Consider the following 16,954-nt stretch of genomic DNA (forward strand, 5'->3'; position numbering starts at 1 on the left):
GTTAGATTATTTGGCAGGAATAATTTTACCGGAAACTTCACCGAAACCAACGCGTATTCCGTCCTTTTTAGCCCAGGCTTTCATTGTCACGGTGTCGTTGTCATTGATGAATTTTCTCTCTTCACCGTTGCTTAAAGTGATTGGGTTCTGACCTCTCCAGGTAAGTTCAAGCATAGAACCGAAAGATTTAGGATCGCTTCCTGAGATGGTTCCACTCGCATACATATCCCCAACTTCCACGTTGCATCCGTTTACGGTGTGATGCGCGAGTTGTTGGGTCATATTCCAGTACATATGCTTATAATTGCTTTCTGAAATAAGGTTTTGATCACCGTTTTCAGGCTGAATATAAACTTCAAGATTAATGTCATAATTTTTATCACCTTCAAATTTTAAATAATCCAATACCTCAGGATCTTGTGTAGGAGAAGATGTTCTGAAAGGTTCTAATGCTTCGAGAGTAACTACCCATGGTGACACCGATGATCCGAAGTTTTTTGCTAAGAATGGCCCTAAAGGTACATATTCCCAAGATTGAATGTCTCTTGCTGACCAGTCATTGAAAATAACCATTCCGAAAATAGCGTCTTCGGCTTCTTTGGTAGAAATACTCTCACCCATTTCCGTGTTTTTGTTGATGATGAATGCCATTTCGAGCTCAAAATCCAATTGCTTGCATGGTCCGAATACTGGCTTTTCAACATCTCCAGGCTTCATCTGACCTTTCGGACGGTTGATTTCCGTTCCTGAAACAACAATTGAAGATGCTCTTCCATGATATCCGACAGGAAGATGTTTCCAGTTTGGTAATAAGGCATTGTCCGGATCTCTGAACATTTTTCCCACATTGGTAGCGTGTTCGATGCTGCTGTAAAAATCTGTATAATTCGGGATGTGTACCGGCATCATCATTTTTACTTTATCAAGATCATAAAAAGCCTCTTCAATAGTCTTTTCATCTTTGGAAAGAATAGAATCTTCCTGCAGCAATTCCTGAATTTTCAATCTGACAGCATTCGTTACAGGTTTTCCCAGTTCGATAAATTCATTTAAAGTATAAGCTTCAAATACATTGTCTATCAGCCCTTCGATTTCCTCGAAATATCCGAAGTCGTAAAGCGTCGCAAGATCAATAATCTGGTCTCCTATTCTTGTACAGCATCCAATATATTCTTTATTGAAAACTGCGACTCCAAAAGGAATGTTATATATTGAAAAGTCAGAATCTGATGAATATTCTACAAATGATTTCATAATTTGTTAGCGTTTAATTTGTTAGATTTAAACACAAGTTTCACTAAATAAATAATAGTGAAATTTGTGGATTGTATTTTTAATTTTAGTGTTTAGAAGTATTTACTTTTTGTTTTTCGCCTTAGAGAAAGCTTCTTCATCAATCCATCTGGCTTTTGTGTTGACATCAATCAGGTACAAAATATTATCCTGTTTTGTTAAAAGTAAGGTTTTGGTAAGCGGAATCGGAACTTTTTTATTCTCAAGCATATCGGCTCTTAAAGAAATAATATTCTTTTTTCGGATAATATCACCTGAAAATACATTTGAGTTGCTTTCTCCTGTTTTTTTATCATCAAATACTTCTACATAAGTAGCTTTATTTCCTTTGATAACGATAAAATCACGTTCTGTGTGGTCTGCTTCATCTTTGATGAAAACAAATTTTTTATTGTCAATATTTACAGATTCCAGATTTTGGTTGACTCCCGAACGCTCTTCGAGCCTGGTGAGAATCTGGTCCATTGTTCCGTATTGAGCTTTTGCGGTGTAAAGCGCTCCGACAAATAGAATTCCTAAAAATGTTTTCTTCATAATGATGTGTTTAAAAAAAAGTTTTGTCAAGACTTTTGATCCTGACAAAACTCAATATTGTTGTTAAAATTAAAGATTTCCTCTTCTTTCCTGCTCTCTTTCCAAAGCTTCAAACAAAGCTTTGAAATTTCCTGCTCCAAAGCTTTGCGCACCGTGTCTTTCAATGATTTCAAAGAAAAGAGTAGGGCGGTCTTCAACAGGTTTTGTAAAGATCTGCAGCAAATAGCCTTCTTCATCATGATCAATAAGGATGCCTAAGTCCTGAAGTTTTTTAATATCTTCATCAATATGTCCAACTCTTTCAGGAACCATATCGTAATAAGCCTCTGGTGGAGCGGAAAGGAATTCAACGCCACGTCTTTTCAGCTCAGTCACCGTATGGATGATATCCTTTGTTGCTACGGCAATATGCTGTACTCCTTCGCCCTCATAGAAATCAAGATATTCTTCTACCTGAGATTTCTTTTTACCTTCAGCAGGCTCATTGATCGGGAATTTTGCATACCCGTTTCCATTTGACATTACTTTAGACATCAAGGCAGAATATTCTGTGTTGATCTGCTTGTCGTCGAAAGAAAGAATGTTTACAAATCCCATTACTTTTTCGTACCATTCTACAGTCGGGATCATTCTGTTCCAGTCTACATTACCTACACAGTGGTCAACATACAGTAGTCCTGTTTCGTCCGGATTATATGCACTTTCCCACTTTTCGTAGCCCGGCATGAAAGGACCTGTATAGTTTTTTCTTTCAATAAACATATGAATCGTCTCTCCGTAGGTATAAATTCCTGACATTCTTACTTCACCATTTTCATCGGTTAAAGTTACCGGTTCCAGATAAGGTTTACCTCCTCTTTTAGTTGTTTCTTCAAAAGCTTTATAAGCGTCATCCACCCAAAGTGCCAAAATTTTCACGCCGTCACCGTGTTTCTTTACGTGTTCATTGATAGGTGAATCAGATTTTAATCCTGTCGTAAGTACCAATCTGATTTTTCCCTGCTGAAGAACGTATGAAGCACGATCTCTCACTCCTGTTTCAGGACCGGCATACGCTACAGACTGAAAACCGAATGCGGTTTTGTAATAATGGGCAGCCTGTTTTGCATTTCCTACATAAAACTCAATGTAATCTGTACCGTTAATCGGCAGGAAATTCTCTGCTTGAGCAATTTTTTCGGCAAATGTAAGTGTTGACATATTTCTATTTTTACTTTTATATTATTGTTTGCAAATTACAAAATTCTGCGAAACCTTTAAAATGAAAAACAAACACTTGTTAGTTAAAGTTTTAATAAAAAATTTATAAATGAAAATTATTCACTTTAAGACAAAAAGCTATTTTATTTAATGTTTAATCATTAAACGTAAATTATATAGCTGCTCTTATGATTTAATGTTTAAATCTTTCGTAAGCTGCTCTTTCTAACATTTCTCTGTCATCCGGATGCGCAATGCTGATAAGCTCTTGTGCTCTTTGTTTTAAATTTTTACCATACAAATAAGCGGTTCCATATTCGGTAACAACCCAGTGGATGTGGCCTCTTGTTGTTACGACCCCTGCTCCCGGCTTTAAATAAGGTACAATTCTGGAAACTCCCTTTTTTGTTCTTGAAGTGATGGCAATGATGGGTTTTCCGTCTTCACTCAATGCGGCACCTCTCATAAAATCCATCTGTCCGCCGATTCCGCTGTACTGCATGGTTCCGATAGAATCTGCACAAACCTGTCCGGTGAGATCGATTTCGATGGCTGAATTGATGGCAACCATTTTTTTATTGCGCATGATATTGATCGGGAAGTTTACTGTGCTTACATCATCGAAGGAAAATACCGTATTGTCATCCACATAGTCGTAGAGTTTTCTCGTTCCGAAACAGAAGCTTGTAATCGTTTTATTGTCGTTGTATCCTTTATATTTATTATTGATGATGTCATTTTGAATTAAATCAACAACGCCGTCACTTAGCATTTCTGTGTGTACACCTAAATCTTTATGATTTCCCAGACATTTTAAAACCGCATCAGGAATGGTTCCGATACCCATCTGTAAAGTGGATCTGTCTTCAATAAGTTCTGCTACATTTTTTCCGACTTCCATTTCTTCAGGACCTACTTTTGATCCGTAATCAACAGTCGGAAGTTCTTCTTCATGCCAAACCAGCTTGTTGATTTTGCTGATATGAATCATTCCGTCTCCATGTGTTCTCGGCATTAAAGGATTGACGATGGCAACAATAATTTTAGCAGTGTCTACCGCTGCTCTGGCAACATCTACGGAAGTTCCCAAAGTACAGAAACCATGTTTGTCGGGTGGAGAAACTGTGATTAAAGCAACATCCAAAGGAAGAATATTTTTTCTGAAAAGAATAGGGATTTCACTTAAAAATACAGGAACGAAATCTCCTCTGTCAGAATTTACGGCATCTCTTACAGGTGAAGAAACAAATAATGAATTGACGAAAAATTTATCTTTATACTGAGGTTTTGCAATTTCAACATTTCCCTGCTGTGTAATGGAAACCATTTCAATATTTTCCAGGCGGTGAGACTGTCTTGCAAGCTCATCGATCAGGTAATTGGGAGTACATGCGCTTCCATGGAAAAATACGCGATTTCCGCTTTTGATGGTATAAATTGCTTCTTCTGCACTGATATAATTATACATACTGAAATTTTTATATATTTTTTCTCTGACTTAAAGATACTTTATATTGTTTTTATTAAGACCAAATATCAAACGATTTTTATCATGTTGATGAAAATTATAAAAAAAACCGAATGCTAAAATCCGGTTCAATTTATGTTTTAAATTAAATAATTATTATTCTTGTGAGCGGTCTTTCAATGTCCTGTCCTGATCTTCAAGCCATGAAGTTTTATAAGAAGGATCTTCAACTTTCAGTGCTTCTTCCGTTATTTTTAACGGTCGGAAAGGATCAACCATTACCGCATATTCTTCGGTGAATTTTTTCCCAATGCTTCTTTCCATTGCTCCGGGATGCGGGCCATGAACAATTCCTCCTGGGTGAAGGGTAAAGTCCATTAAATCAATATGATTACGACTCATAAAATCTCCTTCGGTATAGAATAATACTTCATCCGAATCAATATTCGAGTGGTTATACGGTGCAGGGATGGCCATCGGATGATAGTCGTACATTCTTGCGCAGAACGAACAAACCACAAAATTGTGTCCTTCAAAATTCTGGTGAACCGGTGGCGGTTGGTGAATTCTTCCCGTAATTGGTTCAAAGTTTTTGATGTTGAATTTATAAGGGTAAAAATATCCGTCCCAGCCAACAACATCGAAAGGATGCGTTGCATAAATGAAATCCGTAATCTGGTTTTCTTTTTTTACTTTAATTAAAAATTCTCCTTTTTCATCTTTTGGCTCAACGAAAGTCGGAGCAAAAATATCTCTTTCGCAGAACGGAGAATGTTCCAGCAGCTGACCAAACTCATTTCTGTATCTTTTAGGAGTGTAAATCGGGGAGTGGCTTTCCAGTACAAACAAAACGGTATCGTCCGATTGTAAATCAACCTGATAAATGGTTCCTCTTGGAATAATAAGATAATCGCCTACCTCAAATTCAAGATTTCCTACAAAAGTTTTAAGTGTTCCGCTGCCGTGATGAACAAATAAAAGCTCGTCGCACTCAGCATTCTTATAGAAATAATCCATTGATTTCCTAGGCTTCGAAAGTCCCATTTTCAGGTCGTTATTGACCATAAGGAATTTTCTGCTGTCCAGAAAGTCATCTTCGGGAGTTACATTCATTCCCTTAAACATTCTTGGCGTTACATTTTTATCAACGGCAATTTTCGGACTTACATCTTTGGCTTCACCAATTGATTTAATTTGTGTCGGACGGTGAATATGGTATAATAATGAAGAAATTCCATGAAAACCTTCCGTTCCGAAAAGTTGTTCATAGTAAAATTTATCTTCCGGAGATTTAAAGATCGTATGTCTTTTTTGGGGAATATTTCCCGACTGATGATATCTCATTTTACTTTTATATGAAGTTTCTCAAATGTAATAATTTTTCATGAATTCAATTTAAACAATATTTTATAAAAGTTTTGTTATTAAAAATTAATTGTTAGCTTTGTCTAACAAATTTAATTTCATGAAACGAATACTATTTTTTATTGTCTTTTTTTCTGGGTTTTGTTTTTCTCAGAAGACTGACAGTTTAAATATGAATGATTCCCAAAATATAGATTCAATTGCAATTAAAAGTAAAAAGGCGATTAAGACAAAAGACATTGATGATGTAGTTATGACAGGAACTTTAAAGCCTGTAAGCAGATCAAAAAGTCCTGTGGCTGTAGAAATATACAGTCAGAAATTTTTCCGGAAAAATCCGACACCGAATATTTTTGAAGCCATATCTATGGTCAACGGAGTAAAGCCACAGCTGAATTGTTCGGTTTGTAATACAGGAGATATTCATATTAATGGTCTTGAAGGACCTTACACGATGATTTTAATTGACGGTATGCCTATCGTCAGTTCACTTTCTACGGTGTATGGGCTGAGTGGAATTCCAAATAGTCTGGTAGACAGAATAGAAGTGGTGAAAGGTCCTGCTTCTTCTATTTATGGTTCTGAAGCAATGGGTGGAGTTATCAATATTATCACCAAAAATGCGCTGACTGCCCCGAAATTAAGTATTGATCTCATGACAACAACCTGGAGTGAAAACAATCTCGATTTATCAACCAAATTTAATTTGGGAAAAAATGTAGCTTCTTTATTAAGCCTGAATTATTTCAGCTTTGAAAAGAAATTCGATGAAAATAATGACAATTTTACGGATGCAGCTCTGCAGAACAGAATTTCGGTCTTTAATAAATGGAATTTCAGGCGAAAAGAAAACCGGCAGGCGAGTTTTGCACTCAGATATCTGTATGAAGACCGTTTCGGAGGAGAAATGCAATGGAACAAATCGTACAGAGGAAGTAATGAAGTGTATGGCGAAAGCATTTATACAAACAGGGTAGAAGCTTTCGGTGTTTATCAATGGCCTTTGAAAGAAAATATTATCACACAGTTTTCGTATAATTTTCATGACCAGAATTCATTTTATGGAGATAATCCTTTTACTGCGACTCAGAAAGTGATTTTTACCCAAACGTATTGGGATAAAAAATTTGGAAATCATGATCTTACTGCCGGTTTTACGTTCAAGAGAACTTTTTATGATGATAACACGCCCGGAACTTTATCCGCCGATGGCATATCGAATGCTCCGATGAAATCTCCTATTTTCGGAATCTTTGTTCAGGATCAGTGGGAAATTAATGAGAGAAATACTTTACTTGCAGGCTATAGAATGGATTATGATAAAATTCACCATTCTGTACATTCTCCCCGTTTTGCCTGGAAGTTTTCACCAAATCCTTATCATACACTGCGATTTAATTTTGGAACAGGCTTTCGGGTAGTTAATCTTTTTACAGAAGATCATGCTGCTCTTACAGGTTCTCGAGAGGTGGTTATTCAATCCGATTTAAAACCGGAAAAATCAATCAACGGAAATCTGAATTATATCTGGAAAATTCCCGCGGGAAAAAATCTGATCAACCTTGATATTTCCGCTTTTTATACGTATTTCAGCAATAAAATAGTCGGCGATTTTGATTCTGACCCAGAAAAAATTATTTATGATAACCTTCAAGGATATGGAATTTCGAGAGGTTTATCTTTAAATGTCGATTACAATTTCAGCTTTCCTTTAAATGTAGGACTGGGAGTTACGTATCTTGATGTTTATCAGAAGTTTGATGATGATAGGCAAAAATCGCAACAGCTTCACGCCCCGAAATGGAGTGGAACTTATAACATAACCTATAGATTTGCAAGTAATTTGACGATTGACTTTACTGGCCAGTTTTATGGGCCTATGCGACTGCCGGTTTTACCGGATGATTACCGTCCCGAACATTCACCGTTTTATACATTGGCCAATATTCAGGTTTCTAAAAGCTTTAAATCCGGATTTGAAGTGTATTGCGGAGTGAAGAATATTTTTAATTTCACTCCGAAAACCCCCTTGATGCGCCCGTTTGATCCGTTTGATAAATATGTTAATGATCCTGTAGGCAATCCTTATCACTATACTTTCGATACAACGTACGGATATGCTCCGATGCAAAAGATAAGAGGATTTCTGGGCTTAAAATACACTTTGAAATGAAAAAGTTAACGATATTTCTATTTATAATGTTGTGTCCGTTTTTTTGTTTTTCACAGATCAAGCCGGTTACTTTCGCAGATTTGGAAATTCAGCAGAAAAAAAATGCAAAACCAATTATTATTCATATCTATACAAGCTGGTGTTCGGTTTGTAAAATTGAATCTTTTGAACTAAATAAAGATAAAGATCTGGTAAAATTAATCAATGAAAATTTTCACTTCATCAGTTTTGAAGCAGAAAAAACAAAAGAAAAAATAATTTTCCAGGGAAAAGGATTTCTCTATTCATCCAACGGAAATTCAGGAATTCATGAACTGGCTTTAGCTTTATCAAAGAATAAAAACCAGCCGGTTTATCCGTTATGGATTGTTTTAGATAAGAATCAGAATTTAATTGTTTACCACGAAGGAATTTTCACTCCCGAAGAGATGAAGCAAAAACTCAATGAAATTTTAAATTATTAAGTATAACTTTATGTTAAAAGTACCGCAATAATTCCTAAAATCGCAGGCAATGCCTGTACGAAAAATATCTTTTTCGTTGCTGAAATGGCTCCGTAAATTCCGGCTACGGCAACACATCCTAAGAAAAACAATGCGATATTGGCTTGCCATTTCGGGTCTTCAATGAGAAAAGACCAAATCAGTCCGGCAGACAAAAATCCATTATAAAGTCCCTGGTTTGCTGCCAGTCCTTTTGTAGGTTTAAACATTTCGGCAGGTAGAGCTGCTTTGAAAACTTCTTTTCCTTTTGTTTCCCAGGCAAACATTTCCATCCAGAGAATATAAAGATGTTCGATGGCTACGACTGCAATTAAAATTTTGGCTACAATTTCCATGATACTTTGTTTTGTCTTTGTAAAACTAAAAAAATAAAGTTAAGTTTGGTTACATAATTTTCATCATGGAAACTTTCAGAACACATTTAGATAAATTTATCAGTATTAATGAAGAAGAATTTGCTTCTGTTCAATCTTTTTTCCAGGTGTTGGAAGTGAAGAAAAAGCAGAATCTGATGCTTGAAGGAGAAGTTTGCAGATCACTCTTTTTTGTTGTGAAAGGATGTCTGAGAAAATTCTTCATTAATGAAAAAGGCATTGAACAAACCACCGAATTCGCTATTGAAAACTGGTGGATCACCGATACTTTTGCTTTTGAAAGACAGCTCAAATCTGATTTCTGTATTCAGGCGGTAGAAAAATCAATGATTTTGAAAATTGATCTTCAGGCTCAGGAAGAATTGTTGAAGCAGCATCCGAAAATGGAAAAGTACTTCAGAATGGTGTATCAACGTGCTTGTGCAGCTTCAGAAAGACGAATCCGGTATCTTTATGAGCTTTCTAGAGAAGAATCTTATATAAAGTTCAGTACACTCTATCCGTGGTTTATCCAGAGAATTCCACAATATCTGATTGCTTCATTTTTAGGTTTTACGCCGGAATATTTAAGTGAAATCAGGGCAAAATTACGTTCTTAAACCAGTTTAAGATTTTTACCGTTGATAAGATTGAACTTTGTCTCAGAAATTTTAAAATAAAATAGTATGAGCGCAAGATTCGATTGGACAACAGTTCACCCGGCTGCTTACAAAGCAGGAATAGGAATGGAAGAATCCCTTAAAAACAGTTTTTTAACGCCGATTCAAAAGGAATTAATTAAAATCAGGGCTTCACAAATTAACAGCTGTGCGTTTTGCCTGAATATGCACACAAAAGATGCATTAAAGTATGGTGAAACACCTCAAAGGATTTTTCTTCTGAATGCATGGAGAGATGCAAAAGAATTGTTTACTGAAGAAGAGCAGATCATTTTACAAATTACAGAAGAGGTTACATTAATCAGTCAGAAAGGACTTTCAGAAGAAACATACCAAAAAGCAAAATCATTTTTTAATGAAAGCCAGCTTGCAGATATCATCATGGCTGCTGTTGTTATTAATATGTGGAACAGAATCGCTATTTCGACTCATATGCCGGTAGCGAAATAGACTTTCAATTTAAATTATTCAAAAAAGCGCCTCTCTTTGGTGAGAAGCGCTTTGAATTTATCTTTTGCTTTGATAACTCCGTCAATTCTCAAACCGCTAATTGAGGCTGTAATTCTTTTTGAAATACTTCACTTAGATGTTCTCTGTATAACTTCATATCTCGCTGTATGTCCGCATTTTTTTCTACATCATGGAAATGGAAACCTTCCATTTTTTCGAGCGAAACAAACGCATTCATCCTGTGAAACCCGAATAATGGTCCGTCGTCAACACTTGTTTCATTGAAAAATTCTCCCGGAAGTGTAAATGCAGTCTCAGGAGCATTCCAGCTTGTCGTGACCATATATTTTCTTCCTCCCAGCATGCCGCCGGTTCCATAGTTAATTTCCGGATTTTCGGAGGTTCTGCCATCACTCATGTAGATTCCTTTGGCATGGCCAGCTGTGAAAACTTCATCAATATATTTTTTTAAGCCGTTCGGCAACTGAAACCACCAGATCGGAGTGTGATAAATAATATAATCTGCCCATACAAATTTTGCTACTTCTTCATCTTTATCATAGCCTTCATCTACATTTGTGATTCTTACTTCTACGTTATTGAAATTTTTTAATACTTTCAGTGTATTTTCTGCTACAGTCTTATTATATTTTCCTCCGGAATGTCCGAAGTTTTGTCCGCCGTTGATAATTAATACTTTTTTCATTGTTTAAATTTTTCTGGAACAAAGATATTAGCTTATCATGTATAAGAAAAATAATAAAAATCATACCTAAGTATTATTTAAATAATATAAAATGTAAATAGTTGATAGTCATTTTTTTAATGTTTGAATTGTGAATTTTGGTGAATTTGAATAATGCTTAAAATATTATAATGATAATTATTTAGATAACTTTACATTATAAAAGTAATACCGATGGTCAATTTAGAATGGTACCGAACTTTTAAGGCAATCTATAAAACTGGCACACTTACAGAAGCTGCAGTTGCGCTTTTCATTTCTCAACCTGGAGTCAGTTTACATCTCAGTTCGCTGGAAGCATATGTCGGATATAAGTTATTTGACAGGACTGGAAGGAAAATGATTCCTACAGAAAGAGGAAAGGTTTTATTTAATGCTATTTCTGAACCATTGACAAAACTGGAGGAAGTGGAAAAAAACTTTCAGAAATCTACTGAAAAACTTACCCCTACGATTAGTGTCGGCATGTGTTTTGAAACGTTTCAGACTACGCTGGAGCAGTATGTTTCCAGTTTGCCGTTCAATCTGATCATCAGTTTCGGAGAATACCGCGAAATGCTCGATCAATTAGATAAAGGAATTTTAGATTTAATTATTACTCCCAAAAAAGGAGTTTCGCCGAATATTGAGCATGAAGCATTTTCTTCCGAGCAGATCATTCTTGTAGGAGGAAAAGATGTTGATAAAGAACAGTTTGAAAATACTTTAGAAAAAGGAACCGCATACGCGGAAGAATGGCTTAAAAATGAAAAATGGTATGGTACAGCGGGAGATATGGAACATCTTTTTCAGTTCTGGATACTGAATTTCGGACATAAACCGAACTTCCGTCCCAATTATATCGTTCCGAACCTGAATTCAATTGTGCGTTGTCTGAAAGGCGGAACAGGTTTGGCAGTCGTTCCCGATTTTCTCTGTAAAAAGGAAATTGAGGATGGTACTGTAAAACTGATTTGGAAGGGAGAGAAAAGTCTTGAAAATACCTTGTATTTCGGATGTCGGAAAAAAACAAATTATGCACAAGAGATCGATCATATTAAAGGATTGTTCAGAAAAGTTATGGGAAAAGAAAATACTTTAGTGATATAGGTTTATATAAATATCTACAAACAATAAATTAATAAAAATTTAAAAAAATGCAGAAGAAAACATATACAGGACAGCCTGTCATTACATTGAATAACGGAGTTGATATTCCCGCTTTAGGGTTCGGGGTTTGGCAAATGGAAGACTTGCAGGAATGCGAAGAAGCGGTAATTAAAGCAATTAAAACCGGCTACAGAATGATTGATACAGCTGCCATTTATCAGAATGAAACTGCTGTAGGAAGTGCGATTAAAAACTGCGGAGTAGACAGGGACGAATTATTTATCACCTCAAAACTTTGGGTTCAGGACATTTCATATGAAAAAGCTAAAGGAGCTTTTCAGAGGACATTAGACAGATTACAGCTGGATTATCTTGATATGTATTTGATCCATTGGCCTTACGCAGATTTTATCGGTGCGTGGAAAGCGATGGAGGAATTGTATGAGGAAGGAAAAATCAAAGCGATTGGTGTTTGTAATTTCCCTGTTGAAAAAATGGAGGAATTAAAATCAGCTTCAACGGTTCTTCCGGTTATCAACCAGATTGAGCTGCATCCTATTTTCCAGCAGAAAGAACTTCAGGTTTATAATAAGGAAAATAATATTATTACTCAGCCATGGAGCCCGCTAGGTAACGGAAATGCAGGCTTGCTGGATAACACAGAATTAAAATCAATCGGTGAAAAATATGGCAAAACCGTTGCACAGGTGATTTTAAGATGGCACCTTCAGGAAGGCTTCTGCGTGATTCCAAAATCTGTTACGCCTTCAAGAATCGAGGAAAATTTCAATGTTTTCGATTTTGAATTGACAGGAGATGAAATGAATATTGTCCGTTCTTTAGACACCGGGAAAAGACTGTTTTTTGATCCTAAAGATCCTGCCTGGGAACAAAAAATGCTGAATGCGGTTGCGGATATTTAATTTAAATCACGAATATAATATAAAGAAGTAATAAATATTTATTGCTTCTTTTTTTATTAGAAAATATCATTTAACTTTACCATTAACTTAATAACTAAAATTATGAAAACAAAAGTAAATGAACAGATTACAGACGCGGTGACACAATCTAATGTAAAAGTTCTCGGTGATGCTCCGGCTATTGCGTTAGGAAGTATTTATCAGGCAGCTGGTTATTCTACAGGTCTTATGTTTGAGAATGCTGTACAAGCACAAAATCAACAAAATATTCTTGCTCAGGCTGCAACAACACAAGGTGTCATGCAGATTTACAGCGTCGATACTATTTCAGATGCCATTGCAATTGCAAAAATATTGAATGCAGGAAATTAAGATCAGAATTGATTATAAAAAAAATGAGGCAGTACCAGCTGTCTCATTTCATATTATTTCGTTAAATCCAAACCACCAAAGTTACCCGAACTCATCATTAGATAGACACCCCGGGTTTTATCTAAAGTATTCCAGTAAGCATGAAGATCTTCCGCATTGGTGAAAACTTTCAGATTTTCATTTTTAAACTTTTCCTTAATCAGATCCGGAGAGATCGGTTCCATTCTTTTAATCTTTAAAGCATCTTCAGAATAGAAAACAACAGCTTCATCCAAACCATCCATGGCGTGGTCGTATTGCTCAAGAAAAACAGGATTTAAACTCGAATAGGTGTGCAATTCCAGAAAGCCGTATTTTTTTTCATTTTTAAACTGTTCCTGAAAAGCTTTTACCGTAGCTTTTACTTTACTGGGAGCGTGGGCAAAATCTTTGTAAAGCGTTCCGTTATCTTCCCGTTCTACTTTTTCAAGACGCTTTGATGCACCTTTAAAGCTCATGATAGCTTCATAAAAATCTTCATCCATAATCCCCAACGTATGGCAGATATATCTTGCTCCCTCCATATTGAGCAGATTATGAGCCCCGAAAACGGAAAGAGGAACATCTCCCATTTCAGTTTTTAAATGAACTTTTCCGCTTACAATTTCGTATTCAGGAGTTTTGTATGGGATCTTTCTGAAATAATTTTCAGCATTTTCCACAACTTTTACCACTTCCGGATCTTCTTCATTATAAACTAAAACACCGCCTGCTGTAATGCTTGCCACAAATCTTCTGAACTGCTCGATATAATCATCAAAAGTTTTGAAAACATTAATATGGTCCCAAGCAATTCCGCTCAGCAAAGCGATATTGGGCTGATACAATAAAAATTTTGAGCGGAGATCGATAGGCGAAGAAAGATATTCGTCGCCTTCTAACACCATAAAGTCATTATCTTCGGTTAGCTTTACCATACAGTCGAAACCTTCCAGCTGCGCACCAACCATAAAGTCTACCTCTTTCTGATGAAAATTCAGAACATGGAGAATCATGGAAGTAATCGTAGTTTTGCCGTGCGAACCTGCGATGACAACACGTGTTTTATTTTTTGATTGCTCGTATAAAAATTCAGGGTAAGAATATATTTTTAACCCTAATTCTTTAGCTCTTGCCAGTTCAGGATTATCCTGATGAGCATGCATTCCAAGAATTACCGCATCTATTTCAGAAGTGATTTTTTCCGGAAACCAGCCCATTTGTTCGGGTAAAATTCCTTTCTTTTCCAGTCTGGATCTCGAAGGCTCAAAAACAGCATCATCCGAACCTGTTACCTGATATCCTTTATCCTTTAGTGCAATGGCGAGATTATGCATGGCGCTTCCGCCAATAGCAATGAAATGAGTCTTCAATTGTATTACTGTTTTTTTACATTATTATTAATGATTTCCTGAAAAGCATTGGTAATATTTGTCCAGTTCGTCTTATAATTGGGCATAATAGCACTGGCATCTGTTTTACTGCCTTCGTTGGGGCCTTTTTTAATATTGATAGAAGTTGATATAAAATCATAAATCTTCTTATGATCTTCCTGTATTCTTCTGAAATTATTTTGAGAAAGAATATTGTTCAGCTTTTTCAAATCTTCATCGGGTACTTTAAAATTTTGTTTTACTTTCTTGCCTTCACCTTCAAAAGAGTAGTGGGCATTATTTCCCTTGATCAGAAGATTTTCGTAGACAGGTACCAAGCCTCCGCTTTTAGAGTAGCTGATATCAAAATCCGAATACACTTTCTGGCTGTTACACGATACTAATACTATGATGGCGAATAAGATTCCTAATATTCTTTTCATAATTTTATACTTTAATTACCGGACTCCTTTTTTTCTGATTTTTTAGCTTTCAATTCTTCATCATAACTGTGTAAAACATTAAAATCTTCTGTCTGCTCAATGGCAGTCATGATTTTATGTAAAATTTCCTGAGCATTTTCTTTATCATAATCAATATCGAGTGGTGCCTTAAACTCCATTGTAGGCTTTACGCCCGTCACTTTTACACGGAGTCCTTTTTTATCAAAAGCTCTGCGGAAGCCATTTATCTTTATCGGAATTACAATCGGCCGCTGATTTTTCACCAGTTTTGCCGTACCCCTTCTTCCCTGAGCAAAAGCAGAAGTAGTTCCCTGTGGGAAAGTGGCTACCCAACCATTATCCAGGGCTTTCATGATATTATCCACTTCGCTCATATCTACCATCCTACTCACATTTTTACCCTCAGCCCTCCATGTTCTTTTTACAGTCACTGCGCCGGCGATTTTAAATATTTTAGGTAAAATTCCTTTATTCATAGTCTCTTCCGCGGCAACGTAATAAAAATCAATTTTAGGATTCAGCAGATAGATCGGGTTTTTGATCGTGTTCAGATATCCGTTGTTCACGGAGCAGAATGCATGATACATTGCTGCAACATCCGCAAAATACGTCTGATGGTTAGACACAAACAAAACATTGGAATCCGGAAGATCCACAAGATGCTCAGTACCCGTAATTTTCAGTTTGTTAAAGCCATTGAATCTTCGGTAAGATACAATTCCCAATATAAAAATGATTAACCTTTTTAAAAAATAAGGAGTTCCGAACGCATCGGTGAAAATGTTTTTCTTCGCCATCTTTCAATTAAAACACATTAGTGCAAAGTTACATTTTTTTCAGCAACTGACTGAATTCGCTTAATATCATCGCTGTTGCGCCCCATATAATGTATCCGTTGAAGTTTATTACAGGAACTTCGCTTTTTCCTGTGGTAGGCAATGTCATAATCTCCGGTTCATCGGGAAGATTCAGAAAACAGGTGATCGGAAATTCAATAACTTCCACCGCCTCGCTTTGTTGTAAAATAAATTCAGGGTTTTTCTTCGTATAAGATATATAAGGATAAACATAAAAATTGCTTGGCGGAATATAGATAGGAGACATTTCCCGGATTATTCTCACGTAATGCTTCTCAACCCCGATCTCCTCAGAAGTTTCACGGACTGCCGTTTCAGCAAAATCACTGTCCGCTTCCTCACGTTTTCCACCGGGTAACGAAATCTGTCCGCTATGTCTGTCGTGTTCATTGATGGTTCTTTGGATCAGCGGAAAATGCCATTCATCATTCTTAAGATAAAGAATAATATTTACAGCGGCAAGCTTTGGATTTTTTGTTAAAACTTCATCATACGTGAAAACCGGACGATACGGCGGTGAAAAAATACCGTGAGCATTTTCTCCTGGCAACTCAGCGTTTTTTATTTTTCTTAATAAATCTTTTCCAAAACTCATATTCAAATTTAATAATATATTTTGAAGAAAGGAAGCAATACGAAAGTTTTAATAATGATCGACATAAATAATGCGGTATTAATATATGATAACTTCATCTTTTAATATAAACCTATTTTCTCTTTCAAAACTCATCCACTCTTCGTCCCTCCAATCGATTTACTCTCCAACATTTTTTTCTTGTAGCTTTTTCCGGCTCTCTGCTCATACTCCTCGCGCCAGGCTTTCCCGTCTTTCGTCCGCTCTCCCGCTGCTGGCTAGGGCTTTCTTTCCATGCTGTGGGGTACCGCTACGATCCGGGCTAGGTGTTTTGGTGCTTACTTTCGAGGATCATCTTTTAAAACAGATAGTGATCTCTTAAAACATTTGATCTAAAAATCTTTCTTTTAGAACAAAAAGAAAAAAATAAAATCAGAATCTGCGTTCTCTGCACAATCTGCGAGGGATTATAAACTTGTTTAAACTAATTTCAGAATTAACCACAAAGTCACAAAAGATA

18 protein-coding genes are annotated in these 16,954 nt (G+C 36.2%); 7 read left to right on the forward strand and 11 right to left on the reverse strand.

What is annotated here, in order from left to right; translation table 11 throughout:
* Nucleotides 1-6: 6 nt before the first annotated feature.
* The 5 genes from fahA to BLR30_RS08515 all read right to left on the reverse strand — a co-directional run bounded on the left by fahA (nucleotide 7) and on the right by BLR30_RS08515 (nucleotide 5,839).
* The gene (gene fahA / locus BLR30_RS08495; RefSeq protein WP_089857109.1) at nucleotides 7-1,254 is read right to left on the reverse strand and encodes a fumarylacetoacetase; all 1,248 of its coding nucleotides are present in this window, start codon (nucleotides 1,252-1,254) and stop codon (nucleotides 7-9) included.
* 102 nt (nucleotides 1,255-1,356) lie between these two features.
* The gene (locus BLR30_RS08500; protein WP_089857111.1) at nucleotides 1,357-1,827 is read right to left on the reverse strand and encodes a hypothetical protein; all 471 of its coding nucleotides are present in this window, start codon (nucleotides 1,825-1,827) and stop codon (nucleotides 1,357-1,359) included.
* A 69-nt stretch (nucleotides 1,828-1,896) separates the two neighbouring features.
* Nucleotides 1,897-3,027: a 4-hydroxyphenylpyruvate dioxygenase gene (gene hppD, locus BLR30_RS08505; protein WP_089857112.1), complete on the reverse strand. Its 1,131-nt coding sequence runs from the start codon at nucleotides 3,025-3,027 to the stop codon at nucleotides 1,897-1,899.
* A gap of 193 nt (nucleotides 3,028-3,220) precedes the next feature.
* Nucleotides 3,221-4,495 carry an acetyl-CoA hydrolase/transferase family protein gene (locus tag BLR30_RS08510; protein ID WP_089857115.1) on the reverse strand — a complete coding sequence of 425 codons (1,275 nt, stop codon included), beginning with the start codon at nucleotides 4,493-4,495 and terminating at the stop codon, nucleotides 3,221-3,223.
* A gap of 156 nt (nucleotides 4,496-4,651) precedes the next feature.
* Nucleotides 4,652-5,839 carry a homogentisate 1,2-dioxygenase gene (locus BLR30_RS08515; protein ID WP_089857118.1) on the reverse strand — a complete coding sequence of 396 codons (1,188 nt, stop codon included), beginning with the start codon at nucleotides 5,837-5,839 and terminating at the stop codon, nucleotides 4,652-4,654.
* Between the two features lie 121 nt (nucleotides 5,840-5,960).
* On the opposite strand from BLR30_RS08515, the gene BLR30_RS08520 reads away from it, so the two are divergent.
* Complete coding sequence (locus tag BLR30_RS08520) at nucleotides 5,961-8,033, forward strand: TonB-dependent receptor plug domain-containing protein (protein WP_089857121.1); 2,073 nt, start codon at nucleotides 5,961-5,963, stop codon at nucleotides 8,031-8,033.
* Nucleotides 8,030-8,497, forward strand: a complete 468-nt coding sequence (locus tag BLR30_RS08525; protein ID WP_089857123.1) for a thioredoxin family protein — start codon at nucleotides 8,030-8,032, stop codon at nucleotides 8,495-8,497. The genes BLR30_RS08520 and BLR30_RS08525 overlap by 4 nt, the downstream gene beginning before the upstream one ends.
* 8 nt (nucleotides 8,498-8,505) lie before the next feature.
* Here the strand turns inward: BLR30_RS08525 and BLR30_RS08530 are convergent, their stop codons facing one another.
* Complete coding sequence (locus BLR30_RS08530; RefSeq protein ID WP_089857125.1) at nucleotides 8,506-8,871, reverse strand: DUF1304 domain-containing protein; 366 nt, start codon at nucleotides 8,869-8,871, stop codon at nucleotides 8,506-8,508.
* A 65-nt stretch (nucleotides 8,872-8,936) separates the two neighbouring features.
* Here BLR30_RS08530 and BLR30_RS08535 point away from each other — a divergent pair, with 65 nt between their 5' ends.
* Both BLR30_RS08535 and BLR30_RS08540 read left to right on the forward strand, forming a co-directional pair.
* Entirely contained in the window at nucleotides 8,937-9,509 is a 573-nt protein-coding gene (locus BLR30_RS08535) for a Crp/Fnr family transcriptional regulator (protein ID WP_175443631.1), read from the forward strand.
* A 66-nt stretch (nucleotides 9,510-9,575) separates the two neighbouring features.
* Nucleotides 9,576-10,019: a carboxymuconolactone decarboxylase family protein gene (locus BLR30_RS08540; protein ID WP_089857129.1), complete on the forward strand. Its 444-nt coding sequence runs from the start codon at nucleotides 9,576-9,578 to the stop codon at nucleotides 10,017-10,019.
* Between the two features lie 88 nt (nucleotides 10,020-10,107).
* Here BLR30_RS08540 and BLR30_RS08545 read toward each other — a convergent pair whose 3' ends face one another.
* Nucleotides 10,108-10,725, reverse strand: coding sequence for an NAD(P)H-dependent oxidoreductase (locus BLR30_RS08545; protein WP_089857131.1), 618 nt, complete (start codon nucleotides 10,723-10,725; stop codon nucleotides 10,108-10,110).
* Nucleotides 10,726-10,938: 213 nt separating this feature from the next.
* Here BLR30_RS08545 and BLR30_RS08550 point away from each other — a divergent pair, with 213 nt between their 5' ends.
* From BLR30_RS08550 to BLR30_RS08560, 3 genes are all read left to right on the forward strand, one after another.
* The gene (locus tag BLR30_RS08550; RefSeq protein ID WP_089857132.1) at nucleotides 10,939-11,853 is read left to right on the forward strand and encodes a LysR family transcriptional regulator; all 915 of its coding nucleotides are present in this window, start codon (nucleotides 10,939-10,941) and stop codon (nucleotides 11,851-11,853) included.
* A gap of 47 nt (nucleotides 11,854-11,900) precedes the next feature.
* Nucleotides 11,901-12,776 carry an aldo/keto reductase gene (locus BLR30_RS08555; RefSeq protein WP_089857134.1) on the forward strand — a complete coding sequence of 292 codons (876 nt, stop codon included), beginning with the start codon at nucleotides 11,901-11,903 and terminating at the stop codon, nucleotides 12,774-12,776.
* Nucleotides 12,777-12,878: 102 nt separating this feature from the next.
* Nucleotides 12,879-13,148, forward strand: a complete 270-nt coding sequence (locus tag BLR30_RS08560) for a RebB family R body protein (protein WP_089857136.1) — start codon at nucleotides 12,879-12,881, stop codon at nucleotides 13,146-13,148.
* Between the two features lie 53 nt (nucleotides 13,149-13,201).
* Here BLR30_RS08560 and BLR30_RS08565 read toward each other — a convergent pair whose 3' ends face one another.
* From BLR30_RS08565 to BLR30_RS08580, 4 genes are read right to left on the reverse strand one after another with little or no spacing between them, the layout of a single operon-like run.
* Nucleotides 13,202-14,539 (reverse strand): UDP-N-acetylmuramate--L-alanine ligase, encoded by a 1,338-nt coding sequence (locus tag BLR30_RS08565; protein ID WP_089857138.1) that lies wholly within the window; start codon nucleotides 14,537-14,539, stop codon nucleotides 13,202-13,204.
* 5 nt (nucleotides 14,540-14,544) lie between these two features.
* Nucleotides 14,545-14,982 carry a hypothetical protein gene (locus BLR30_RS08570; protein WP_089857140.1) on the reverse strand — a complete coding sequence of 146 codons (438 nt, stop codon included), beginning with the start codon at nucleotides 14,980-14,982 and terminating at the stop codon, nucleotides 14,545-14,547.
* Nucleotides 14,983-14,993: 11 nt separating this feature from the next.
* Nucleotides 14,994-15,800, reverse strand: a complete 807-nt coding sequence (locus BLR30_RS08575; protein WP_089857142.1) for a lysophospholipid acyltransferase family protein — start codon at nucleotides 15,798-15,800, stop codon at nucleotides 14,994-14,996.
* Between the two features lie 28 nt (nucleotides 15,801-15,828).
* Nucleotides 15,829-16,455: an NUDIX hydrolase gene (locus tag BLR30_RS08580; RefSeq protein ID WP_089857144.1), complete on the reverse strand. Its 627-nt coding sequence runs from the start codon at nucleotides 16,453-16,455 to the stop codon at nucleotides 15,829-15,831.
* Nucleotides 16,456-16,954 lie beyond the last annotated feature (499 nt).

The organism is Chryseobacterium taeanense (assembly GCF_900099685.1).
In the GTDB taxonomy this organism is placed as follows: Bacteria; Bacteroidota; Bacteroidia; order Flavobacteriales; family Weeksellaceae; genus Chryseobacterium; species Chryseobacterium taeanense.